23 protein-coding genes are annotated in these 23,153 nt (G+C 70.8%); 11 read left to right on the forward strand and 12 right to left on the reverse strand.

What is annotated here, in order from left to right; translation table 11 throughout:
- Positions 1-35: 35 nt before the first annotated feature.
- The 3 genes from creD to creB form a co-directional block, all read right to left on the reverse strand.
- Positions 36-1,406: a cell envelope integrity protein CreD gene (gene creD / locus MD221_RS04925; RefSeq protein ID WP_425602202.1), complete on the reverse strand. Its 1,371-nt coding sequence runs from the start codon at positions 1,404-1,406 to the stop codon at positions 36-38.
- Between the two features lie 83 nt (positions 1,407-1,489).
- Positions 1,490-2,977 (reverse strand): two-component system sensor histidine kinase CreC, encoded by a 1,488-nt coding sequence (creC, locus tag MD221_RS04930; protein WP_242108217.1) that lies wholly within the window; start codon positions 2,975-2,977, stop codon positions 1,490-1,492.
- A gap of 10 nt (positions 2,978-2,987) precedes the next feature.
- A complete protein-coding gene (gene creB / locus MD221_RS04935) occupies positions 2,988-3,674 on the reverse strand; it encodes a two-component system response regulator CreB (RefSeq protein WP_242108218.1) in 687 nt (228 codons plus the stop codon).
- Between the two features lie 203 nt (positions 3,675-3,877).
- Here creB and MD221_RS04940 point away from each other — a divergent pair, with 203 nt between their 5' ends.
- Both MD221_RS04940 and MD221_RS04945 read left to right on the forward strand, forming a co-directional pair.
- Positions 3,878-4,741 (forward strand): 23S rRNA (adenine(2030)-N(6))-methyltransferase RlmJ, encoded by an 864-nt coding sequence (locus MD221_RS04940; protein WP_242108219.1) that lies wholly within the window; start codon positions 3,878-3,880, stop codon positions 4,739-4,741.
- Positions 4,742-4,805: 64 nt separating this feature from the next.
- Positions 4,806-5,738, forward strand: a complete 933-nt coding sequence (locus MD221_RS04945) for a DUF808 domain-containing protein (RefSeq protein WP_242108220.1) — start codon at positions 4,806-4,808, stop codon at positions 5,736-5,738.
- 31 nt (positions 5,739-5,769) lie between these two features.
- Here the strand turns inward: MD221_RS04945 and MD221_RS04950 are convergent, their stop codons facing one another.
- Positions 5,770-6,777, reverse strand: a complete 1,008-nt coding sequence (locus tag MD221_RS04950; RefSeq protein WP_242108221.1) for a YwqG family protein — start codon at positions 6,775-6,777, stop codon at positions 5,770-5,772.
- Between the two features lie 161 nt (positions 6,778-6,938).
- On the opposite strand from MD221_RS04950, the gene MD221_RS04955 reads away from it, so the two are divergent.
- Entirely contained in the window at positions 6,939-7,475 is a 537-nt protein-coding gene (locus MD221_RS04955; protein WP_242108223.1) for a GNAT family N-acetyltransferase, read from the forward strand.
- Positions 7,476-7,536: 61 nt separating this feature from the next.
- On the opposite strand, the gene MD221_RS04960 is transcribed toward MD221_RS04955, so the two are convergent.
- Positions 7,537-7,806 (reverse strand): hypothetical protein, encoded by a 270-nt coding sequence (locus MD221_RS04960; RefSeq protein ID WP_242108225.1) that lies wholly within the window; start codon positions 7,804-7,806, stop codon positions 7,537-7,539.
- A gap of 198 nt (positions 7,807-8,004) precedes the next feature.
- On the opposite strand from MD221_RS04960, the gene mfd reads away from it, so the two are divergent.
- The 3 genes from mfd to MD221_RS04975 are packed head-to-tail and all read left to right on the forward strand — an operon-like array spanning position 8,005 to position 12,596.
- Positions 8,005-11,541: a transcription-repair coupling factor gene (gene mfd / locus MD221_RS04965; RefSeq protein ID WP_242108227.1), complete on the forward strand. Its 3,537-nt coding sequence runs from the start codon at positions 8,005-8,007 to the stop codon at positions 11,539-11,541.
- A gap of 52 nt (positions 11,542-11,593) precedes the next feature.
- Positions 11,594-11,923, forward strand: a complete 330-nt coding sequence (locus MD221_RS04970; protein ID WP_242108229.1) for an EF-hand domain-containing protein — start codon at positions 11,594-11,596, stop codon at positions 11,921-11,923.
- A 58-nt stretch (positions 11,924-11,981) separates the two neighbouring features.
- Positions 11,982-12,596 (forward strand): hypothetical protein, encoded by a 615-nt coding sequence (locus tag MD221_RS04975; protein WP_242108231.1) that lies wholly within the window; start codon positions 11,982-11,984, stop codon positions 12,594-12,596.
- Between the two features lie 12 nt (positions 12,597-12,608).
- Here the strand turns inward: MD221_RS04975 and MD221_RS04980 are convergent, their stop codons facing one another.
- The 5 genes from MD221_RS04980 to MD221_RS05000 form a co-directional block, all read right to left on the reverse strand.
- The gene (locus MD221_RS04980; RefSeq protein WP_242108233.1) at positions 12,609-13,283 is read right to left on the reverse strand and encodes a DNA-3-methyladenine glycosylase family protein; all 675 of its coding nucleotides are present in this window, start codon (positions 13,281-13,283) and stop codon (positions 12,609-12,611) included.
- Between the two features lie 70 nt (positions 13,284-13,353).
- The gene (locus MD221_RS04985; protein WP_242108234.1) at positions 13,354-13,713 is read right to left on the reverse strand and encodes a DUF423 domain-containing protein; all 360 of its coding nucleotides are present in this window, start codon (positions 13,711-13,713) and stop codon (positions 13,354-13,356) included.
- Positions 13,714-13,791: 78 nt separating this feature from the next.
- Complete coding sequence (locus MD221_RS04990) at positions 13,792-14,985, reverse strand: polyketide cyclase (protein ID WP_242108236.1); 1,194 nt, start codon at positions 14,983-14,985, stop codon at positions 13,792-13,794.
- 235 nt (positions 14,986-15,220) lie between these two features.
- Positions 15,221-15,862 carry a response regulator gene (locus MD221_RS04995; protein WP_242108237.1) on the reverse strand — a complete coding sequence of 214 codons (642 nt, stop codon included), beginning with the start codon at positions 15,860-15,862 and terminating at the stop codon, positions 15,221-15,223.
- An 82-nt stretch (positions 15,863-15,944) separates the two neighbouring features.
- Positions 15,945-17,183 carry a sensor histidine kinase gene (locus MD221_RS05000; protein WP_242108238.1) on the reverse strand — a complete coding sequence of 413 codons (1,239 nt, stop codon included), beginning with the start codon at positions 17,181-17,183 and terminating at the stop codon, positions 15,945-15,947.
- Positions 17,184-17,883: 700 nt separating this feature from the next.
- On the opposite strand from MD221_RS05000, the gene MD221_RS05005 reads away from it, so the two are divergent.
- From MD221_RS05005 to MD221_RS05025, 5 genes are all read left to right on the forward strand, one after another.
- Entirely contained in the window at positions 17,884-18,477 is a 594-nt protein-coding gene (locus MD221_RS05005) for a GNAT family N-acetyltransferase (protein ID WP_242108239.1), read from the forward strand.
- A 2-nt stretch (positions 18,478-18,479) separates the two neighbouring features.
- The gene (gene minC / locus MD221_RS05010) at positions 18,480-19,280 is read left to right on the forward strand and encodes a septum site-determining protein MinC (RefSeq protein WP_242108240.1); all 801 of its coding nucleotides are present in this window, start codon (positions 18,480-18,482) and stop codon (positions 19,278-19,280) included.
- A gap of 84 nt (positions 19,281-19,364) precedes the next feature.
- Positions 19,365-20,174, forward strand: coding sequence for a septum site-determining protein MinD (gene minD, locus MD221_RS05015; RefSeq protein ID WP_242108241.1), 810 nt, complete (start codon positions 19,365-19,367; stop codon positions 20,172-20,174).
- A gap of 2 nt (positions 20,175-20,176) precedes the next feature.
- A complete protein-coding gene (minE, locus tag MD221_RS05020) occupies positions 20,177-20,443 on the forward strand; it encodes a cell division topological specificity factor MinE (protein ID WP_242108242.1) in 267 nt (88 codons plus the stop codon).
- 137 nt (positions 20,444-20,580) lie between these two features.
- On the forward strand, positions 20,581-21,093 hold the full coding sequence (locus MD221_RS05025; protein WP_242108592.1) for a hypothetical protein: 513 nt from the start codon (positions 20,581-20,583) through the stop codon (positions 21,091-21,093).
- Here the strand turns inward: MD221_RS05025 and MD221_RS05030 are convergent.
- Entirely contained in the window at positions 21,090-22,355 is a 1,266-nt protein-coding gene (locus MD221_RS05030; protein WP_242108593.1) for a sensor histidine kinase, read from the reverse strand. The two genes, MD221_RS05025 and MD221_RS05030, sit on opposite strands and share 4 nt — an antisense overlap.
- Before the next feature lie 43 nt (positions 22,356-22,398).
- Positions 22,399-23,097: a response regulator transcription factor gene (locus MD221_RS05035; RefSeq protein ID WP_242108243.1), complete on the reverse strand. Its 699-nt coding sequence runs from the start codon at positions 23,095-23,097 to the stop codon at positions 22,399-22,401.
- Between the last annotated feature and the right edge of the window lie 56 nt (positions 23,098-23,153).

Raw genomic sequence — 23,153 nt, forward strand, 5'->3', positions numbered from 1 at the left:
CGGGCGTCGCGTCGATCGGCGCAGGCACGGTCCGCTCACGCCGCGGGCGACGTGGCCCGGTACCAGTCGACCCGGCGGGTGATCACCATGATCGCGGCGAGGATCACGAACAGCAGTCCCGCGCCCATCACCAGCGCGTTGTCCTCGGAGACGAGCAGGCCGTAGAGGACCGCATAGAGCGCGGCCAGCATCGCCGCGAAACCGATGCCGCGGCCGACGCTGCGCAGCACCGTGCACAGATAGAAGCCGATCAGGCCGATGCAGGCCGCGCTCGCGCTCAGGTACGCCCAGGCGAAGTCGATGTGTTCCGACAGGCTGACCAGCAGCAGGAAGAAGATCGCCAGCGCCAGCCCCACCAGCCCGTACTGGATCGGGTGGATGCGCAGCTGCTTGATCAGCTCGAACATGAAGAATCCGACGAAGGTGAGCGCGACGAACAGCAGGCCGTACTTGCTGGCCCGGTCGGCCTGGGAATAGACATTGACCGGCTCCACGAGCGAGACGCCGATCAGGTCCAGGCTGCCGGACGCTCCGGAGCCGAGCGCGGCGACACCGTCGGAGTCGATGCGGTTGCCGCGCAGGTACTGCGCCTGGGCGTTGCTCGCCAGCGAGGACACCTCCCAGTCGGCCTGGAATCCCGCGGCATCGATCTTGCGGCTGCGCGGCAGGAAGGCGCCGTTGAACTGCGGGTGCGGCCAGGCCGAGTCGAGCTTGATGGCGTTGCGGTCGCCCAGCGGCGCGAACGCGAACGCCTCGCTGCCGGTCAGCTCCGCCTGCAGCTTCGACGAGAACGCCACCCGCGTCCCCGCGGCGGGCGCCGCCAGCCGCACGTGCAGGCCCGGGCGGTCGCCCGCGCCGAGGCCGCGTTCGAGCTGGACTTCCTTGCCGTCGATCCGCAGCTTCGGCACGCCGCGCAGGCCGCGCACGTCGGCGATCCCGTAGGCCAGCCAGGGGCGGCCGATCTTGCGCGGCAGATCGGGATTGGCGTCGCGCGGGATGAGCGCATCGAAACGCGCGTCCATCGTGCCGTCCAGCGTGAACATCCGTACCTCGTGCAGGCCGAGGCGGCGCGTGTAGGGCGCCATGCGCCCGGACAGCGCCAGCGACTTCGGGAAGAAGATCCACTGCCCGCTCTCGCCGTCGCGCTTGACCTTGCGCACCACCTTGCCGGCCTGGTTGGTCTCCTCCACCTCGATCGTTTCGGTGTAGGGCACCACCAGGACCGGCCCGGCCACGCCCTGGGCGCCGGCCTCGCTGCGCGCGATGGTCCCCACCGCCTCCTCGCGGTAGGCCTGCCGTTCGGAAATGGTGCCGCGGATCATGCTCAGTGGGATCAGGATCAGCAGCGTCAGCACGAAGACGATGAAGACCTTGAAGATCGATGAGAACCTGGTGGCCAGTTGCACGGAAATCCTCCTTTGTCGTGTCGGGGAGAGGATTCCAGGCCCGCGCGGGGCGGCGATGGCGGCATGGTGAAGCGGAAGTGAAGTCAGCCCCGCGGAAGTTCGGAACGCGCAAGCTCCGAACGCGGCAGCTCCAGGCTCGCCTGCGCGCCGCCGCCGGCGCGGTTGGCCAGCACCGCGTGCCCGCCGTGCAGGTCGGCCACCTGGGCGACGAAGCACAGGCCCAGCCCGCTGCTGCGGCTGCCGCCGTCGGGGCGCGGCAGGGAATAGAAGCGCTCGAAGACGCGGCCGATGGCGTAGTCCGGAACGCCCGGGCCGCGGTCGCTCACGGCGATGCGCACGGATGCGCCCTCGATGCGCGCGTCCACCTCGACGCGGCTGCCGCGCGGGGCGAAATCGATGGCGTTGTCGAACAGGTTCACCAGCGCCTGGCGCAGCAGGAAGCGGTCGCCGCGCACGGTCGCCGACGCGGCGGCCGGCAGCGCGATGTCGACGCCGGCGTGCACGGCGCGGTGCGCGACCTGCGCCGCCGCGTCCGCCAGCAGCGCATCCAGCGCGATCGTCTCCGGCTCCTCGATGCGCTGGCGATGCTCCACCGCCGCCAGCGCCAGCAGCTTGTCGATGGTCTGCGCCATCCGCTCGCCCTGCGCGCGGATCGCGGCGACGAAGCGCGCGCGGTCGGCCTCGGGCAGCGGCGGCTGTCCCGGCTGCGGCTCCAGCAGTTCGGCCGAGCCGCGGATCGCCGAGAGCGGGCTCTTCAGCTCGTGCGTCAGCGCATGCACGTACTGCTCGACGTACTGCTTGCCCTCCAGGCGCGCGCGCATGGTTTCCAGGGCGCGGCCCAGGTCGGCGAATTCGCCGGCCGGCACTTCGAAGCCGCGATCGGGCAGCTGCGCGCGCTCGCCGGCGGTGACCGCGTTCGCGTAGCGGCGCAATCCGCCGAGCTGGCGCGACAGCCACCAGGCGGCCAGCAGGCCCACCAGCAGCGCCGTTCCCAGCAGCACCAGCCCCCAGCGCAGCACCACCTGCTGGCTGCGGGCGATGAACGGCGCCAGCACCTGGTTGGGCTTGGCCACGCTGAGCACGCCGACGATGCGGCCGTCGACGTCGCGGATCGGCGCGGCCACGTACATGACGCTGGTGCTGTCGTCGTCGGGGTCCAGGCGCGTGGAGCGCGCGCCGTACTTGCCGCGCAGGGTGAGATAGACGTCGTTCCAGCGCGAATAGTCCTTGCCGACGTCGCGTCCGGACGAATCGAACACCACCGTGCCGCGCGCGTCGGTGATGTAGACGCGATAGCTCACGCGCCCCTTCTTGAAGCCCCAGATGTCGGCGCCGACCTGGCGCCGCGCCAGCGCGCGCATGCGCTGGGCGAAACGCCCGTCGCCGATGGTGCCGGCGACGAAGTCGTCGCGGACCAGCTCGGCCAGGAGGTTGGCGGTATCCGCCAGCGTGTCCTCCACCGCCTGCCGCACCCCCGGCTTGACCTGCTGCACGAACACGTTCGCCAGCAGCCAGCCGGCCAGCGCGACGATGAGGAAATAGCCCAGCAGGATGCGCAGGCCGATCTTCATGGATCGATCCTCATTGCGCCGCCCCGGCGGTCTCCAGCGAATAGCCCAGGCTGCGGTGGGTGCGGATCGGATCGGCATCCGGCGCGACCGCGCGCAGCTTGCCGCGCAGCGTCTTGACGTGGGTGTCGACGGTGCGGTCGCCGCTCTCCAGGGCGTCGCCCCAGACGCGGTCCATCAGCTGGGCGCGCGACAGCACCGCCCCCGGGCGCGCCAGCAGCGCGGCCAGCAGGCCGTACTCGTAGCGGGTCAGCTCCAGCGCCTGCCCGCGGTAGCGGATGCGCTTGCCCTCACCGTCGTGCTCGAAATCACCGTGCCGTTGCGGCGCCGCGGCGCCGGCGGCGAGCCGCCGCAGCACCACGCGCACCCGCGCCACCAGCTCGCGCGGCGAGAACGGCTTGACCACGTAGTCGTCGGCGCCGAGCTCCAGCCCCAGCACGCGATCCATCTCGGCATCGCGCGCGGTGAGGAAGATCACCGGCAGGTCGCGCTCGCGGCGCAGTTCCCGGCACAGCGCGAAGCCGCCGATGTCGGGCAGGCCGACATCGAGGATGGCCAGGTCGAAGGCCTGCGCCTGCGCCGCCCGCAGCGCTTCGTGCCCCGCCAGGCAATGGGTCGCCGCGAAGCCCTCCGCGCGCAGCGCGTACAGCACGGTATCGGCGATGGCGCTTTCGTCTTCGACGAGGAGAATATGGGGCATGGCGGACCAGGCTGAGGGGACGATGGTCGCGGCCGCGATCGATCGGGAGCGCGGGCCGGAAGCCCGAAAATCCCACTTCCCGTCGTTCCGGCGCAAGCCGGGAGCATTCTGATGCTTCGCGCCCCTTCGGGCAAAATCCGCCCGGCGACCGGGATCGCGACGAAAACCGGTACGCTTTGCGCTCACGCCCCTCTCCGTCCCCCATGAACTACCGCCACGCCTTCCATGCCGGCAACCACGCCGACGTGCTCAAGCACGTGGCGCTGCTGGCGATCCTCGACGCATTGCAGGAGAAGGAGGCCGGCTGCTTCGTGCTCGACACGCATGCGGGCCGCGGCCGCTACGCGCTGACCGGGGACGAAAGCCGCAAGACCGGCGAATCCGGCCTCGGCATCGCGCGCCTGGCCGCCGGCGGAGCGATGCCGCCCGCGGTGGCGCGCTATCTGCAGGCGGTGGCCGCGCACAACCCGCCCGGCGCCTGGGACGTGTACCCCGGCTCGCCGCTGCTGGCCGCCGACGCGCTGCGCGCGCAGGACCGCCTGGCCGCCTGCGAGCTCGAACCCGGCGAGGCGGCGGCGCTGAAGGCGCTGTTCGCCGCCGACCCGCGCGTGGCCGTGCACGCGCGCGACGGCTACGATGCGATCAAGGCGCTGCTGCCGCCGCGCGCGGGGGCCGTCCGCTACGCGCGCGGGCTGGTGCTGATCGATCCGCCCTACGAGGCGCAGGACGCGGAGTACCCGCAGGTATTGCAGGCGCTGCAGGAGATCCTGGCGCGCTGGCCGCAGGCGGTGTGCGCCGTGTGGTACCCGATCAAGCGGCGCCGCAGCCTGCTGCCGTTCCTGCGCAAGGCCGCCGCCCTGCCCGCCCGGTCGGCCCTGGTGGCGGAGCTGCTGGTGCGTCGCGACGACTCGCCGCTGCGCTTGAACGGCAGCGGCATGCTGCTGCTCAATCCGCCGTGGAAGCTCGAGGAGCGCCTGGCCCCCGCGTTGCCGGCACTGCAGCGGACGCTGGAAGAGGACCCGAACGCAGGCGCCTGGCGGCTGGAATTCCTGCGCGCGCCCGGCTAGCCGGGGCCGTCCCGGCGGCGAAGCCGGTATGCCAGAATGGCGCTCCCGCAAGAAGCCCGATCCCATGGCCGGAAGCAGTTTGTTCGCCCTCATCGACGATATCGCCGCACTGCTCGACGACGTGTCGGTGATGACCAAGGTCGCCACCAAGAAGACCGCCGGCGTGCTCGGCGACGACCTCGCGCTCAACGCGCAGCAGGTGTCCGGCATCAAGGCCGACCGCGAATTGCCGGTGGTGTGGGCGGTGGCCAGGGGCTCGCTGCTCAACAAGGCGATCCTGGTGCCGGCGGCGCTGGCGATCAGCGCATTCGCGCCCTGGGCGGTGACGCCGCTGCTGATGCTCGGCGGCGGCTTCCTCTGCTACGAGGGCGTGGAAAAGCTGGCGCACAAGTTCCTGCACAGCAAGGCCGACGACGAGCACCGCCACACGCAGCTGGTGCAGGCCGTGAACGACGAGCAGGTCGACATGGTCGCCTTCGAGAAGGACAAGATCAAAGGCGCGATCCGCACCGACTTCATCCTCTCGGCGGAGATCATCGTGATCTCGCTGGGCACCGTCGCCGAAGCCGACTTCACCCGCCAGCTGTCGGTGCTGGTGGCGATCGCGCTGATCATGACGGTGGGCGTGTACGGCCTGGTCGCCGGCATCGTCAAGCTCGACGATCTCGGCCTGCTGCTCAGCCGCGACGCGCGCCCGAACGCCTGGGCGCGGATCAAGCGCGGCGTCGGCGCGGCGATCCTGCGCGGCGCGCCGTATCTGATGAAGGGCCTGTCCATCGCCGGCACCGCCGCGATGTTCCTGGTCGGCGGCGGCATCCTCGTCCACGGCATCGCCGTGCTGCACCACCTGATCGAACCCTACAGCCAGGGCGCGCTGGGCACGGTGCTGCGGCTGCTGTTCGACGGCGCGGTCGGCATCGCCGCCGGCGCGGTGATCCTGGCGGTGGTCTCCCTGTTCTCGCGCCTGCGCGGAGCGAAGAAGGCGGCGGACGCCTGAGGTCCGCCGCGGCGCCCGGTCGCGGGGCGTCTCAGTAGCAGTCCCAGTGGTAGGCCACGCGGCTGAAATCGGCGCGCGCGAGGTCGTCCGGGTCGATGAAGAAGTTCGCCACCCCCGAGTCGCCCCACATCATGGCGTCGTCGCTGTCGAGCTGCAGCAGCAGCACGTGCCGGTCGCCGGGCGAACGCGGATCGCTCTGCGTGAATTCCGGGTAGCCGCCGAGCTTGCTGCCGAAGCGCTCCAGCGAATCGCCCACCGCCTCGTACAGCGCATCGCGCTCGACCTGCGGGTGCCTGGCCGCATAGTCCTCGATCAGCGTGTCGATCTCGGCACCGAGCACGCCGGCGAGGCCGGCATCGTTGCGGCCGATGGTTTCGCTCTCCGGTCTGCCCTCGATGCGGCGCGGCTTGCCCGGATCGAAAGGCAGCGAATCGTTGGCTTCCAGCGCCGCCGCCGGCGGCGCGATTGCGGCGCGCGCCGACGGCTGCGGCCAGTAGACGACCCGGAAGTTCCGCTGCCGCGACAGCCCGCGCATCCCGTCCTTGCCCAGCGCGTCGATCTCGGCGCCGTACAGATCGTCGTGCGGAGTGAGGAAGAACTGCAGCAAACCCTGCCGCGGGTAGCCGTCCAGGCGCAGCCTGGCGAAATCCAGCTGCGCCAGCAGCACCATCGGCCGGCCTGCGGCATCCACGGGGTACGGACGCTCCGCGCTCCAGTAGGCGCGACCGCCGAGCTTGCTCGCCAGCGGATCGTCGTCCTGCGCAGCCAGCGGCGCGAAGGCCAGCCGCAGCACCGGACGGCGCGTGGCCTCCAGTGCCGGCAGCATCGGCGCCAGCAGCTCGCGCGCATGCCGCCTGGCCGCTTCGGCATCGGCGGCGGTGCGTCCGTCCGCCTTTTGTCCGGCTGCGGGCGCCGACGCGTCGGCCAGGGCTTTTCGGGCGGACAGATGCCGCAAACCGACATAGCCCAGCGCCACCAGCGCCGCGAGCACCGCCACCACGATCGCCGTCGACAGCAGGACCGCCGTTCCCGTCTTCATCGCGCCTGTTCCTTTGCCCTCCCGGGCCGGGCATCTTCCCCGCCCGCAGGGAGGCGGCGCAAGCCGGCCCGGCCGTGCGGGGCGGCGGCCCGGCTGCCGCCTTCCCGCGCGTTAGCGGCATGTAAAATCGGGCTTCACTCCGGCCGTGGCACCATCCGGCCATGGCAGCACGCAACCGTCTTCCGCCCTGGCACGAGGAAATCCGCCTCGCCAACGGGCGCGACATCCTGATCCGGCCGATCCGCGCCGACGACGCCGGCCCGCTGCGCGCGGGCTTCACCCTGCTGCAACCCGACGAGGTGCGGCAGCGCTTTCTGTACGCGGTGAAGGAACTCTCGCCGGAGATGGCGCAGCGGCTGTCCCAGCCGCACCCCAAGACCGAGTTCGCCCTGGTCGCCGCCGAGCCGCTCCCCGCCGGGGAGGCGCTGGTCGGCGCGGTCGCGCGCGCCTCGATCATGCCCGGCACCCGCGAGGCCGAGTTCGCGATCCTGGTCAGCCGCTACATCGCCGGCATGGGCCTGGGACGCCATCTGATGCGGCGCCTGGTGCGCTGGGCGCGCGGCAAGAAGCTGCAGCGCCTGTACGGCGACGTGCTGGAAAGCAACCAGCCGATGCTCTCGCTGGTGCAGTCGCTGGGCTTTCGCCGCGAGCTGGCCGACACCCCGGGCCTGATCCACGTGGTGCTGGACCTGGAATGAAGCGATGGCGCCGGCGCGGGAATCCCCGCCGGCGCCCGATTGCACGAAGCGCCGCGCGCGCTTACTCGATCGGACCGCAGCTGCCTGTCCGCCAGGTCATTCTCCCGGTCTGCACGCCCCACGAGTAGGGCTGCATGCCGTTGCAGTAGCCGGACACCTCCGAGCGTTCGCCGATGATCTCGCCTTCGCCGTTGTGGAAGGTGTAGGTGATCCAGCCGTTGGCCGGCACCGGCGGTATCGCCGCGGCCGAGAACAGCGTTCCCAGCGCCAGGATGCCGCCCGCCAGCGCGGCCTTGGTCACGGTGCGCATGCCCTTCCTCGTAGTCTTCATGTGCTCGATTCCTTGATTGTTGGTGGATGACAACGCAACGGCCGTCCGCGCATCCCTGCGTGCCGCGATCCGCAGGCAGCGATCGAATGGACCACGCCCCGACCTGAACCTGCATGGAGGCGCGCGACAACCGGCCCGGCTTGATATAGCACGCCGACGCCGCCACCGATGTGCGGTACCGCTAAACTATGCAGTTCCATGACATCCGCCTCCCTTCCCGACCTGCTGCCCGCGCCGGGCCGTCAGCGCGCCTGGTGGCGCGCGCCGGCCAGCGCCAGCGCGCTCGCCTGGAGCCTGGCACGGGCGGGCGCCGCCCACGACGGCCCGCTGCTGCTGATCGCGCGCGACAACCAGAGCGCGCACCAGCTCGAATCCGACCTGCATACCCTGATCGGCGAGAACGCCGCGCTGCCGGTGCTGAATTTCCCGGATTGGGAAACCCTGCCCTACGACCGCTTCAGCCCGCACCCTGACATCGTCTCGCAGCGGCTGGCCACGCTGTACCGGCTGCCGACGCTCAAGCGCGGCATCGTGGTGGTGCCGGTGCAGACGCTGATGCAGCGCCTGCCGCCGCTGTCCTACGTGGTCGGCAGCGCCTTCGACGTGCGCGTGGGCCAGAAGCTCGACCTCGACGCCGAGAAGCGCCGCCTCGAGGCGGCCGGCTACCGCAACGTGCCGCAGGTCTTCGATCCCGGCGATTTCGCCGTGCGCGGCGCCCTGCTCGACGTCTTCCCGATGGGCGCGCAGGTGCCCTATCGCGTCGAGCTGTTCGACGACAGCATCGACACGATCCGCGGCTTCGACCCGGAGAGCCAGCGCTCGCTGGACAAGGTCGACGCCGTGCAGCTGCTCCCGGGCCGCGAGGTGCCGATGGACGAGGCCTCGATCGAGCGCGCCATGGACGCGCTGCGCGAGCGCTTCGACATCGACACGCGGCGCAGCGCGCTGTTCCAGGACCTGAAGGCCGGACTGGCGCCGGCGGGCATCGAGTACTACCTGCCGCTGTTCTTCGAGGCCGCGCGCCCGCGCGCCCGCGCCGCGCTCGGCGAGGCGCGCGAGGCCGCCGGCGCGACCGCGACGCTGTTCGACTACTTCGACGCGGCGGTCCTGCCGGTGCTCTGCGACGGCGTCGCCGGCGCGGCCGACCACTTCTGGAAGCAGACCGCCGACCGCTACGAACAGCGCCGGCACGACATCGAGCGTCCGCTGCTGCCGCCCGACGAGCTGTACCTGCCGCCGGACACGCTGCGCGAGCGCCTGAACCTCGGCGAGCGCGTGGAAATCTGCGGTGCGCAGCATCCCCGCCATGCCCAGGCCATGCCGCTGGGCGACCAGCCCGCGCCCGACCTGCCGATCGCGGCCAAGGACGCCGAGCCCGCCGCGGCGCTGAAATCCTTCCTCGCCGCCTATGCGGGCCGCACGCTGATCGCCGCCGATTCCGCCGGCCGGCGCGAGGCGCTGCTGGAAGTGCTGCACGCCGCCGGGCTGCAGCCGCGGGTGCTGCCGGACTTCCGGGCCTTCCTGCCTGGCGACGGGAAGCCGGCCAGGTTCGCCATCGCGGTCGCGCCGCTGGACAACGGTTTCGCGCTGCAGGCGCAGGCCGCCGGCGAGGCCGTCGCGGTGCTCACCGAGCGCCAGCTGTTTCCCGAGCGCGCCGCCCAGCCGCGCCGTCGCAAGCGCGCCGGGCGCGAGCCGGAAGCGATCATCCGCGACCTCGGCGAGCTCAGCGAAGGCGCGCCGATCGTGCACGAGGACCACGGCGTCGGGCGCTATCGCGGACTGCTGACGCTCGAGGCCGGCGGCCAGCCGGGCGAATACCTGGAGATCGAGTACGCCAAGGGCGACCGCCTCTACGTGCCGGTGGCGCAACTGCACCTGATCAGCCGCTACTCCGGCGCCTCGGCCGAAACCGCGCCGCTGCACTCGCTCGGCGGCGAGCAGTGGAGCAAGGCCAAGCGCAGGGCCGCCGAGAAGGTGCGCGACGTCGCCGCCGAACTGCTCGAGATCCAGGCCAAGCGCCAGGCGCGCGCCGGGCTCGCGCTCGACGTCGACCGCTCCCTGTACGAGCCCTTCGCCGCCACTTTCCCGTTCGAGGAAACCCCCGACCAGCACAGCGCCATCGAGGCGGTGATCCGCGACCTGGCCTCGTCGCAGCCGATGGACCGCGTGGTCTGCGGCGACGTCGGCTTCGGCAAGACCGAAGTCGCGGTGCGCGCGGCCTTCGTCGCCGCCACCGCCGGCAAGCAGGTCGCGGTGCTGGTGCCCACCACCCTGCTGGCCGAGCAGCACTACCGCAACTTCCGCGACCGCTTCGCCGACTGGCCGATCCGCGTGGAGGTGCTCTCGCGCTTCAAGACCGCCAAGGAGATCAAGGCCGAGCTCGACAAGCTGGCCGAGGGCAAACTCGACGTCATCGTCGGCACCCACCGGCTGCTGCAGCCGGATGTGAAGTTCAAGGACCTGGGCCTGGTGATCGTGGACGAGGAGCAGCGCTTCGGCGTGCGCCAGAAGGAGGCGCTGAAGGCGCTGCGCGCCAACGTGCACCTGCTCACCCTCACCGCGACGCCCATCCCGCGCACGCTCAACATGGCGATGGCCGGCCTGCGCGACCTGTCGATCATCGCCACGCCGCCCGCCCACCGCCTGGCCGTGCAGACCTTCGTGGTGCCCTGGGACGACGCGCAGCTGCGCGAGGCCTTCCAGCGCGAGCTGGCGCGCGGCGGCCAGGTGTACTTCCTGCACAACGACGTGGAGAGCATCGGGCGCATGCAGCGGCAGCTGCAGGAGCTGGTGCCCGACGCCCGCATCGGCGTCGCCCACGGGCAGATGCCCGAGCGCGAGCTGGAGCGGGTGATGCTCGATTTCCACAAGCAGCGCACCAACGTGCTGCTGTGCTCGACCATCATCGAATCCGGCATCGACATCCCCAACGCCAACACCATCATCATCAACCGGGCCGACAAGTTCGGCCTGGCGCAGCTGCACCAGCTGCGCGGCCGCGTCGGCCGCTCGCATCATCGCGCCTACGCCTACCTGGTCACGCCCGACCAGCGCTCGATCACCTCCGACGCGCGCAAGCGCCTGGATGCGATCTCGGCCATGGACGAGCTGGGCGCCGGCTTCACCCTGGCCACCCACGACCTCGAAATCCGCGGCGCCGGCGAACTGCTCGGCGAGGAACAGAGCGGACAGATGGCCGAAGTCGGCTTCAGCCTCTACACCGAGCTGCTCGAGCGTGCGGTGCGCTCGATCCGCCAGGGCAAGCTGCCCGACGCGGACGCGCCGGAGGAACGCGGCGCCGAGGTGACGCTGAACGTGCCGGCGCTGATCCCCGACGACTACCTGCCCGACGTGCACACGCGCCTGACGCTGTACAAGCGCATCAGCTCGGCGCGCTCGGCCGAGGAACTGCGCGAGCTGCAGGTGGAGATGATCGACCGCTTCGGCCTGCTGCCGGACGCGGCCAAGCACCTGTTCGCCACCGCCGAGCTCAAGCTGCAGGCCACCGGCCTGGGCATCCGCAAGCTCGACCTCGGCCCCGGCGGCGGCCGCGTGCAGTTCGTCGAGAAGCCCAATGTCGATCCGATGGCGATCATCCGCATGATCCAGGGCCAGCCCAAGCTCTACCAGATGGACGGCCCGGACAAGCTGCGGGTCAAGCTCGACCTGCCGGACGCGGCCTCGCGCTTCAACGCCGCGCGCGGAATCCTGACCGCGCTGCGGCCGACCGCCTAGCGTCGCGCCGGCCATGCCCCATGGCCGGCGGCGTTGTCCTATAGTCCGCTCCATGCCACATGCCCGCATCCGCATCGCCGCCGCCGCGCTGTGCCTGTTCGCGCCCCTGGCCTGGGCCTGCGATCCGGCGGCGTTCGATTTCGACGCCTACCTGAAGGACGCCGACCGCGATGGCGACGGCCATCTGCAGCTGCCCGAACTGCTGGCCGCGCCGTCGGGCCTGGAGGACGCCGGGTATGGCACCACGCTGGACGTGGCGGTGAACACCCGCGCGGCCTTCGACGCGCTGGATACGAACCGGGACGGGCGCCTGTCCTCGGAGGAGCTCTGGCAATGGGGCGAGCACACGCACAACGGCTGCGCCGGATGGAATTCGCGCTAGGGGGCCAAGGCCTGAGCAGACGTTGCGGGATTGGCGGCGACCCCCGAATATCCGCGGCATGCCCTCCGTCAAGCCAGACGCCACTGTCGCGATCAACGGTCCCCCGGGCGTTTCGGTGGTCCGTTATGCGCTGCGTTTCGGCGCCGCCTATCTTACGCTGTGGGTGAGCATCTTCCTGCTGCTGGCGGACGGCAAGAACCACGCCGACATCGCCTGGTGGCTGCTGTTCGGCCCGAGCGTGCTCAGCGCGTTGTACCCCAGCTACTGCTTCGTCCGCGAACAGGGGCGAATGCCGTCGCAGTCGCCCGCGTTTGCGCGCGTCCCATCCGCCAGCCCGGCGACGCCGCGCTTCTTCGGTACCGAAAGCCATCGCCTCGCCCTCGGCTCAACGGTCGCCTGCCTGCCGACGTGGCTGCTCGGGCTGGGCCTCTTCATTCTGGCCATGCTGCAATGGCCGGATCACCAGGACATCGGCCTGCGCGATATCGGCAAGATGATCCGCAGCGAACCCGATTTCGTGCCGATCGTCACCACCGCTTTCCTGTTCGGCGGCATTTTGCATTACGTCGTCCTGCGGGCGGTCTACAAGCTGCTGTGCGCACTGCTGGTCGCGCTCGGATGCGGCAAACCGCGCGACACGGACGAGCCGCCCTCCTCCCGCACGGCCGCCTAGCTCCTCAAGCGCTCATTCCTGCGACCGCTTGGTCGGCTCCTTCGCCTCGATGGCGAAATCGGCGATGCGCCACAGGTACAGGCTGGCGTAGGTGCGGTACGGGCCCCAGCGCTCGCCGCGCTCGGCCAGTTCCTTCGGCGTGGGCATGGCCTCCAGCCTGTCCACGGCCTGCGCGCCCTTGCGGATGCCCAGGTCGTCCACCGGCAGCACGTCGGGACGGCCGAGGCGGAACATCAGCATCATCTCCACCGTCCAGCGGCCGATGCCGCGGATCGGCACCAGCGCGGCGACGATGTCGTCGTGGTGCATGGTCGACATGCGGCGCAGGTCGGGGATCTCGCCGCGCGATTCGCGCAGCGCCAGGTCGCGCAGGGCCAGCGACTTGTTGCCCGACACGCCGCAGCCGCGCAGGCCGGCGTCGTCGATGCGGCCGAGCGTGTCGCAATGGAAGCGGTCGCTGCCGATCGCCGCCTCCACCCGCGAGACGATCGTCGAGGCGGCCTTGCCGCTGAGCTGCTGGTAGAGGATCGCCCGCGCCAGCGCGTCGACCGGATCGAAGGACTTGCGCCAGCGCGGATCGGGGGCGATGGCGCCCAGGCGCTTCATCCAGGTGCCGAGCTTGCGGTCGCGCCTGCTCAGATGGGCGAAGGCCGCGTCGGTGTCGAATCCCCTGGCGTGTCGTGGCATGACGTCGGTTCCGTGATGAGGGCGGGCGCGCCCGCCGCGAGCATGACCGGCATAGCGGTCGATATCCGCCCTATTTTCGCAGCGCGTCCATCGCATAGAGCAGCCAGGCCAGGATCAGCAGGCTGCCGCCCGCGGGCGCGGTGCGCGCGTGCACGCCGGCGAGCTCGGCCAGGACCAGCGCCCCGGAAAACAGCAGCGTGCCGCACAGCAGCCCCGCCAGGGCGATCACGGCCAGCCCGCGCACGGATGCGCGCGCCAGCGCGGCCAGCGCCACGCCGTGGCCGAAGGCGAAGATCGCCGCCGTCTGCAGCCGCGCCTGCGCCGCGCCCTCCGCGCCGTGCGCGGCATAGGCCGACAGCGCCACTGCGGCCGCGGCCAGCAAGGCGCCGGCGCACGCCAGCCAGCGCACGCCTGCGTTCCGCTCGCGCATGTTTTCCTCCTCCCGAAACGCGGCGCGCCGCATCACGGGATGCGGCGCGCCGGTGGAACCTCATGACTGGACGAAGGCTTACTTCAGCGTCCAGTAGACCTCGTACTCGCCCTCGGCGCTGAACGCCTTGTCGATGCCGTTCTTGTAGACCTCGTACGGACGGTCGGTGACCTCGTAGCCCTGGGTCAGCGTCCACGCGCGCAGCGCGTTGCGGACGTTGTCCAGCTCGGCCATGAAGCCGGTGTAGTAGGCGACTGCGACGCGGCCGGGCTTGGTCTGCACGTACTCGACCGGGGCGCCGGCCGGAATCTTGACCTCCAGCTTCTCGCCGGCGGCGGCGACCGTGCTCAGGCTGTCGGGCTTGGGCGCGGCTTCGGCCTCGTCGGTCTTGGCGGCGTCGGCGGCGGGCTTCTCTTCGGCCTTTTCCTCGTCGGCCTTGGGCTTCTCGCCGCTGCCGGCCTTGCGCACGGGCTGCACGACGTCGAAGGTGTAGTTCTCGCGGCCGAGCTCGGTGGAGATGATGCGCATCGGACCGGCGGCGACCAGGCCGTTGGCGTCCATGGTGCGCTTGATCCATTCCACGTTCGACTTCATCGAAGTCTTGATCTTCTCGTTGTTGCGCTCGATCGAGCCGGCCTTCACCACCAGCAAATCCTCGGCCGGGCGCTCGACCACCTGCATGCCGCGCATCTTCGTGCCCGGCACCGCCCAGTCGACGTTCGGCACGGTGGCCAGCATGTTGGTCAGGCGCGACAGGCCGAGCTTCATGTCGTCGCCGACATGGCGCTTGACGTACAGACCGGCATAGCGGCCGAACAGGTTCCAGCCGTACTTGACGTCGTAGGCCTGGGTGATCTCGATGTTGCGCTTCACCGCGCCCTGGCCGGTCGGCTTCAGGGTGAAGGTCATCGTCTTGTCGTGGCCGCGCTGCGGGTTATCCACGGCGTACTTGACGCTCTTGCCCGGCACGGACTCGACGATCTCCCAGCTGCCGTCGCCGACCTGGTTCACGTCGGAGGTGTAGCTCAGCTTGGCGCCGACGCCGGAGGTGGGGCCCGACAGCTCGGTCTTCAGGCGCGGGTCGCGCAGGAACAGCGGATTCCAATCCTTGAAGCGTCGCAGGCTGTTGATCGTGTCGTACACGATCGTCATCTTGCGATTGGTTTCGACGCTCTCGCTCAATTGACGCTCGGACGGCAGGACAAGGCCGACGATCAGCATCAGGGCGGCAACGATCGCGAACGAAATCAGAATCTCGATGAGGCGGGTCATTCAGGGTTCTCCAGGACCAAGACCGGCTGGGGCCGGGCGCAGAACGACAATCGTAGCAATTCAGGGGGCGGGGGGCGAGATGCGGCCGGCCGGCGGCGCGCGGGCCCGGCGCATCGGCGGATTTCGCCGATATGGACGGCATCCGGCCGCATTCGGCGCCGTTCCGGCCCCTTCCGCGCGCCATGCCGACCGGCGAACGCCCGCCGCGCTGCGGCGGGCCGGGCATCCTTTCGCCTCAGACCAGTTGCAGTTCGAAGGCCTTGAGGACGGCCCGCGTGCGGTCGCGCACGCCGAGCTTGGAAAGGATGTTGGACACGTGGTTCTTGATCGTGCCCTCGGCCACCCCGAGCGAATTGGCGATCTCCTTGTTGGAGAAGCCGCTGGCCATCAGCCGCAGGATCTCGGTCTCGCGGTCGGTGAGCGGATCGGGGCGGTCCAGGCTGACGAAATCGTTGCGCATGTGCTCCAGCCCCGAGAGCAGGCGCTGCGTCACCGCCGGCTGGACCAGCGATCCGCCCTCGGCCACGGTGCGGATCGCGCCCACCAGCTGCTCCAGCGACACGTCCTTGAGCAGATAGCCCTTGGCGCCCGCCTTGAGCCCCGCCAGCACCAGCTGGTCGTCGTCGAAGGTGGTGAGGATGATGGTCGGCGGCAATGCGTTCACGCGCGCCAGCGCCTGCAGCGCCTCCAGGCCGGACATCGCCGGCATGCGCATGTCCATCAGCACCACGTCGGGCTTGACCTGCGGGATCAGTTCGACCGCCTGCCGCCCGTCGCCGGCCTCGGCGACCACCTCGATGCCGCCGTCGAGCGCCAGGAGCGAGCGGATGCCCTGCCGCACCAGCGTTTGATCGTCGACCAGACACACACGGATCATGCTCATGACTCCTTGAAAAAACCTTTCGGGAAGCCTGCCCGCGCGCCGGCCCGGCAAGTCGGGAGCGTGCGCGCGGCGATCTTCATGACGCCGCCCCCACGGGGTTCGGCGCCACGGCCGGCTCGGGGGCCGGCGGCTCGGCCGGGACCGGGGTGCCCGGCTCCAGCGGCAGGCGCAAGCGCAGGACGAAGCCCTGGCCGGCGGACGTTTCGGTTTCCAGCTCGCCGCCGTACTCGGCCAGGCGCTCGCGGATGCCGCGCAGGCCATTGCCGGCCACGGCGTCCTCGGCGCCGCGGCCGTCGTCGCGGGCGTGCAGGCGGATGGCGTGGCCGTCCCAGCTGTAGCGCAGGCGCAGGATCCGCGCCTGGGCGTGGCGGACGGCGTTGGTGATGATCTCCTGCGTGCAGCGCAGCAGCACGTGCGCGCGCTCGGGATCGTCGATCAGGAACGGCCGCGGCATGGCCATGTCGATGCTCAGGCCCGGGACGTTGTCGGCCAGCGGCAGCAGGGTCGCGGCCATGTCGATGGCGTCGTTGTCGCGGATCTGGCTGACCGCCTCGCGCACGTCGCTGAGCAGCAGGCGCGCCAGCGTGTGCGCCTGGTCGATGTGCTCGTGCGCCTGGCCCTCGGTGAGGTGGCTGGCGACCTCCAGGTTCAGGCTCAGCGCGGTGAGGTGGTGGCCGAGCAGGTCGTGCAGCTCGCGCGAGATGCGGGTGCGTTCGTTGACGCGCGCGCTCTCGGCCAGCAGCGCGCGCGTGGCGCGCAGCTCCGAGTTGAGGCGGCGCTGCTCCTCGCGCGCCAGCGACTGCTGCCGCGCCACCAGGCTGGTGACGAAGATGAAGACGCAGAAGCCGGCGTAGAGGATCGACTGCAGCACGGCCTCGGTCCAGGAGAAGCCGATGCCGCGGAACAGCGGCATCACCACCAGCTGGCTCAGGATCAGCCAGGCGATGCCGACCGCGACCGGCAGCAGCCAGGGCAGCACGCAGGCCACCACCATGAGCAGGATGCTGCCCAGGCCGCTGTTGCTGTAGTAGCCCACGCCCACGGCGCTGACAATCAGCAGCACCAGCACCAGGTAGTCGAAGATGCCGACGCGGCGCGTGCCCAGGCTCTGCGTCAGCCAGGCGTAGCTCGCGCCGAACAGGATCCAGGCCAGCCAGGCGCGCCAGATCGAGACGAAGCCCTCGAGGCCGGCCTGGCTCAGGTCGACGGCCGGGTCGACCGGCTGCGAGAGCACCAGCAGCGGCACGCCCACCGCGCCCCAGGTGAACAGGCCGGCATAGCGCAGCAGGCGGCGGTGGTCCAGACGGGCGAACATCCTGCCATGGTAGGCGCAATCGCGCAGTGACGACCCCACCGAAAGTCATGCTGCTTTACGAGTTTGGAACAATTCAGGGGCTTGCGGCGGGGGCCGGGACGTGGGCGGGTTGCCGGGGCGTGGCGGTGCCTGCGCCGAGCGCGATCCTCGTTCGCTATTTTTTCGTTGCCGTGCGTGGCGCGATGTTTCGGCTACGGAGCGTCCGGGCCCCTCGCCGCACTGGCGGTGCGGCTCGAGATCCGTGGCCGGGTGGGCGAAGCCCTCGCCGCGCTGACGGCGCGGCTCGATGCCGGGGCGGCGCGGCATGCCGCGCCAAGCGCGATCCTCGTTCGCTATTTTTTCGTTGCCGTCCTTGGCGCCATGTTTCGGCTCCGGAACGTCCGGCCCCCTCGGCGTACTGGCGGTGCGGCTCGAGATCCGTGGCCGGGCGGGCGAAGCCCTCGCCGCGCTGACGGGGCGGCGCGGCATGCCGCGCCAAGCGCGATCCTTGTTCGCTATTTTTTCGTTGCCGTCCATGGCGCGATGTTTCGGCTCCGGAACGTCCGGCCCGGCCATCCGTGGCCGGGCGTTCGCCGGGGCGGCGCGGCATGCCGCGCCAAGCTCGCCCCGGCTCACCCATATGCGATAATCCCTGTCCGGTTGCGCGATGCCTGCATGCGCGGCCGCACCAGGACGTTTTGACGTAGCGAGGAACCTTGGAATGTCGATTGTCATCCGCGACGTGCGCGAGCACGAGCTGGATTCCATCCTTGCCCTGAACAATGCCGCCGGCCCCGTGATCCTGCCGCTCGATGCCGCCCGGCTGCGCCGGTTCTTCCACACGGCCGAGTATTTCCGCGTCGCCGAGCGCGACGGACTGATGGCCGGCTTCCTGGTCGGGTTCGGACCCGATTCCGGCCACGACAGCAGCAACTTCCGCTGGTTCCGGGAGCGCCACGAGCGCTTCTTCTATATCGACCGCATCGTGGTCGCCAGCCGCCGTCGCGGCGGCGGCGTCGGCCGCGCCTTCTACGCCGACGTGCAGAGCTACGCCGAGCTGCGCTATCCCCTGCTCGCCTGCGAGGTCTTCATCGAGCACGACAGCGATCCGGCGCGCGTGTTCCACGGCAGCTTCGGTTTCCAGGAAATCGGCCAGCACGTGATGCCGGAGAACGCCGTGCGCGCCTCCATGCTGATGAAGGAGCTGTGCAGCTACGCCTGGGTGCGCGAGCACTACGGCGACGCCCTGCCCAACGCCTCCTGGCTCACCCGCCCGCGCGACCTGTCGCAGGCACCGCGCGCGACGGGGACCTGAACATGGCGGCCAGCCCCCCTTCCCCGATTCCCAGCTACGAGCTCGCCGGCGAACTGAAGATCGGCCAGGTTGGCATCGCCAACCTGCGCGTGCGCACGCTCGACGTGGCGCAGCTGGCGCAGGAAATGCGCGAGCGCGTGGCCCGCGCGCCGAAGCTGTTCGCCCGGGCGGCGGTGATCGTCGACTTCGGCGGCCTGCCCGGCACCCCGGACGCGGCCACCGCCCGCGCCCTGCTCGAGGGCCTGAAGGAGGCCGGCGTGCTGCCGGTCGCCCTGGCCTACGGCAGCAACGACAACGAGAAGCTCGCCGTGGAGCTCGGCCTGCCGCTGCTGGCCAAGTTCCGCGCCCAGTACGAATCCCAGGCCTCCGAGGCCCCCGCGCGCCCGGCCCCGGCGCCGGCAACGGCCGCCGAGCCGGTCCCGCCGGCCCGCTCCGCCGCGCCCGCCCCGGCCCCGCCAGCGGGGCCCGGCGGCGAACCGGGCATGATCCAGACCAGCCCGGTGCGCTCGGGCCAGCAGGTCTACGCCGACAACCGCGACCTGACCGTGCTGACCACGGTCGGCGCCGGCGCCGAGGTGATCGCCGACGGCTCGGTGCACATCTACGGCGCCCTGCGCGGGCGCGCCCTGGCCGGCGCCCAGGGCAACGAGAAGGCCCGCATCTTCTGCCGCGAGTTCCACGCCGAGCTGGTCGCGGTCGCCGGGCACTACAAGGTGCTGGACGAAATCCCCAAGGACCTGCACGGCAAGGCGGTGCAGGTCTGGCTGGACAATGAAGAACTCAAGATAGCCGCTTTGTCATAATGCGGGGCACTGCGCGCGGGACCGCACGTCCCGGCGCGAACCCCTCGAACGGCAGCGGCGCCTCGATCAACAGGAGATAGGGCTTTGGCAGAAATCATCGTAGTCACGTCCGGCAAGGGCGGCGTCGGCAAGACCACCACCAGCGCCAGCCTGGCCAGCGGACTCGCGCGCCATGGCAAGAAGGTCGCGGTCATCGACTTCGACGTCGGCCTGCGCAACCTCGACCTGATCATGGGCTGCGAGCGGCGCGTGGTGTACGACTTCGTCAACGTCACCCAGGGCGAGGCCTCGCTGAAGCAGGCGCTGATCAAGGACAAGCGCTTCGAGAACCTGTACATCCTGGCGGCCTCGCAGACCCGCGACAAGGACGCGCTGACCAAGGAGGGCGTGGAGAAGGTGTTGAAGGAACTGGCCGACGAGGGCTTCGACTTCATCGTCTGCGACTCCCCGGCCGGCATCGAGAAGGGCGCTTTCCTGGCCATGTACTTCGCCGACCAGGCGATCGTGGTGGTGAACCCGGAAGTCTCCAGCGTGCGCGACTCCGACCGCATCCTCGGCCTGCTCGACTCCAAGACCCGCAAGGCCGAGGCCGGCGAGTCGCCCAAGGCCAACCTGCTGCTCACGCGCTACAACCCCGAGCGCGTGGAGAACGGCGAGATGCTCTCGGTCAAGGACGTGGAGGAAGTGCTGGGCCTGAAGACGATCGGGGTGATCCCCGAATCCGGCGACGTGCTCAATGCCTCCAACAAGGGCGAGCCGGTGATCCTCGACCCGGCGTCCAACGCCGGCCAGGCCTACGACGACGCCGTCGCCCGCCTGCTCGGCGAAAACCGCCCGATGCGCTTCACCCAGTACGAGAAGAAGGGCTTCTTCAGCAAGCTCTTCGGGGGTTGAGCATGGGACTGTTCGACTTCCTCAAGACCAAGAAGAACACCGCGACCATCGCCAAGGAGCGCCTGCGCATCATCGTCGCGCAGGAACGCACGCGCCGCGGCGGCCCCGACTACCTGCCGCTGCTGCAGCGCGAACTGCTGGAAGTGATCCGCAAGTACGTCAGCATCGACGTCGACGCGGTCAAGGTCGACCTGGTCAAGGAGGGCGAGCACGACGTGCTCGACATCTCGGTGGCGCTTCCGGACGAGCGCGTCCCGGCCTCCCCGTAAGCCGGCCGGCGGCGCCTTTTCCGACCTTCGGTGCGGCCACCGCCCCTCGGCCGCGCCGCCGCCTCGCCAGAATCCGCGCATATCGCATGCGAACCCCGACGCATCCCGCTCCGAATCCGCATGCCTCCGGCGCGGACATTGCCGGCCCGGCCGCCGCGGACCCGGATGCCCGCGAGGTGCTGCGCCTGCGCGACATCACCGTCGCGTCCGCGCGGGCGCTGCTCGCGCGGCATGGCCTGCAGCTGCAACAGGTCGCCGCCGATGCGCCCATCCCCGGCAGCTATTGGGGCGATCCCGAGGCCGGCGTGATCGGCGCCACCGTGTACGCGCGCGAGGACACGCCCGTGCATTCGCTGCTGCACGAGGCCTGCCACCTGATCGTGCTGCCGGCGCCGCGGCGCGCCGCGGTGCATACCGACGCCACCGACTCGGTCGAGGAAGAGGACGCCACCTGCTATCTGCAGATCGTGCTCGCCGACGCCCTGCCCGGCGTCGGCAGCGCGCGGCTGATGCGCGACATGGACGCCTGGGGATATTCCTTCCGCCTGGGCTCGACCCGCGCCTGGTTCGAACAGGACGCCGAGGACGCCCGGCTGTGGCTGCAGCGGCGCGACCTGCTGCCGCCGCCGGCCGATACCGCGCTAGCCTAGCCGCCCGCCGGCCCTTCGCCGCCGCGCGCCAGCGCGCGTCCCAGATCGAGGGTGACCCGCGTGCCCCGCTCGGCGCGCGGCGCGATCCGCAGGTGCCAGCCCAGGTGCTCGCACAGCCGCGCGATCAGTTCCAGGCCGATGCCGCTGCCCTCGCGTCCGCCGCCGCGCGCCATGCGCGCGTAGATCGCGCTGATCTCCTCGGGCGTCATGCCGTGCCCGGGATCGTCGATCACCACCACCGCGCCGGGCAGCAGCGCGATCGCCACGCTGCCGCGGTCGCTGTTCTCGATGGCGTTGCGCAGCAGGTTGCCCACGGCCGCCTGCACGATCGCCAGCGGCGCGATCACCTCGCACGGCGGCAGCGGCGCCAGTTCCAGCGTCAGGTTCTTGTCCGCGCACAGGTGGCGATGGTCCTCGACGATCTCCGGGAGCAGCTGGTCCAGGCGGAAGCGGTCGCTGCTGCGCGCCAGGCGCTGCGGGTCCTTCGCGAGCACCAGCAGCAGGGAGATCAGCTGCTCCACGCCGCGCGCGGTGTGCAGGATGCGCTGCAGCTGCTGGCGGGTGGCCGCCGGCGCGCCGGCCTGGCCGGGTGCCAGCTGCTCCAGCGCGATTTCGCTGGCGCCGGCGATCACCGCGATCGGCGTGCGCAGCTCGTGGCTGGCGCTGTCGATGAAGGCGCGCTCGCGCTCGACGAAGCGCGCATTGCGCTCGACGTAGCCGTTGACCGCGTCGGCGATCACCACCAGCTCGGAACTGGCGCGCCGGCCGGGGGCGATGCGCTGCGCGGGGCGATCGGGCTGCAGCGCCGCGATGTCCGAGGCGAGCGTGGCCAGCGGCTTGGTCATGCGGCGCAACCCCCAGGCGACGAGGATGCCCGCCACCAGCAGACCGCCCAGCGCCGAGCCCACCATCAGCGTGGTCAGGTGGCGCTCCTCGTCCTCGAAGCCGGTGATGTCCAGCGCGACCACGAAGCGCCGGCCTTCCACGTCCTTGACCAGCACCACGCGCTCGCGGCCGTCGACCTTGATCTCGTCGTGCAAGCCGGGCGCCAGCCCGGCGATGCGCGGCGGCAACGCCCTCGGTTCGGCGCTGTCGTAGAGCGTGACATCCTCCGTGTCGCGCCAGTGGTAGTCCGGATCCTCGCGGTGCCGGGCGAGGTAATGGTCCAGTTCCGACTGCAGCAGCGAGCGCCACAACAGTCTTTCCGCGCGCTCGTTGACGGTGTTGCCGTGGTAGACCACCGCCAGCGACAGCAGCAGCATGTAGACGATCACGCCGACGGTGATGCGCAGCTGCAGGCTCGCCCTACGCACCGCCGGCCTCCCCCGCGCCGCCCGGCGCCAGCCGGTAGCCGACCCGCGGCAGGGTCTGGATCAGTTTCGCCTCGAACGGCCCGTCGACGCTGCGCCGCAGCTCGTAGATGTGGGAACGCAGCATGTCGCGGTCGGGCGGATCGTCGCCCCAGAGCGCGTATTCGAGCTGTTCGCGCGTCACCACCGCCGGGCTCGCCTTCATCAGCGTCTCCAGCAGCTTGCGACAGGCCGGGTACAGGTGCAGCGGCCGGCCGGCGCGCGTGGCCTCGAGCGTGGCCAGGTCGAGCCGCAGGTCGTCGACTTCCAGCGTGCGGCTGCGGCCGCGCCCGAGCGCGCGCGCGACCAGCGCCTCCAGCCGCACCTCCAGTTCGGGGAGCGCGAAAGGCTTGGTCAGGTAGTCGTCGGCGCCGGCGCGGAAACCGGCGATCTTGTCGGGCAGTTCGTCGCGCGCGGTGAGCATCAGCACCGGCAGGCCGCTGCCGTGCTCGTCGCGCAGGCGGCGCAGGACCTCCTGGCCGTCGATGCGCGGCAGCATCCAGTCCAGGATCGCCGCATCGTAGGCCTGGGTGACCGCCAGGTGCAGGCCGGTCACGCCGTCGGGCGCGGCGTCGAGGGTATGCCCGCGCGCCTCGAAGTAGTCGAACAGGTTGGCGACCAGGTTCTTGTTATCTTCAACGACCAGCAGCCGCATGGCAGGGCACCTCCCGACCGGCCCGCGGCCGTCCTTCCCGAGCCCGCGTACTGTGC

It is taken from the genome of Luteimonas aquatica, from assembly GCF_022662575.1.
Taxonomy (GTDB): Bacteria; Pseudomonadota; Gammaproteobacteria; order Xanthomonadales; family Xanthomonadaceae; genus Luteimonas; species Luteimonas aquatica.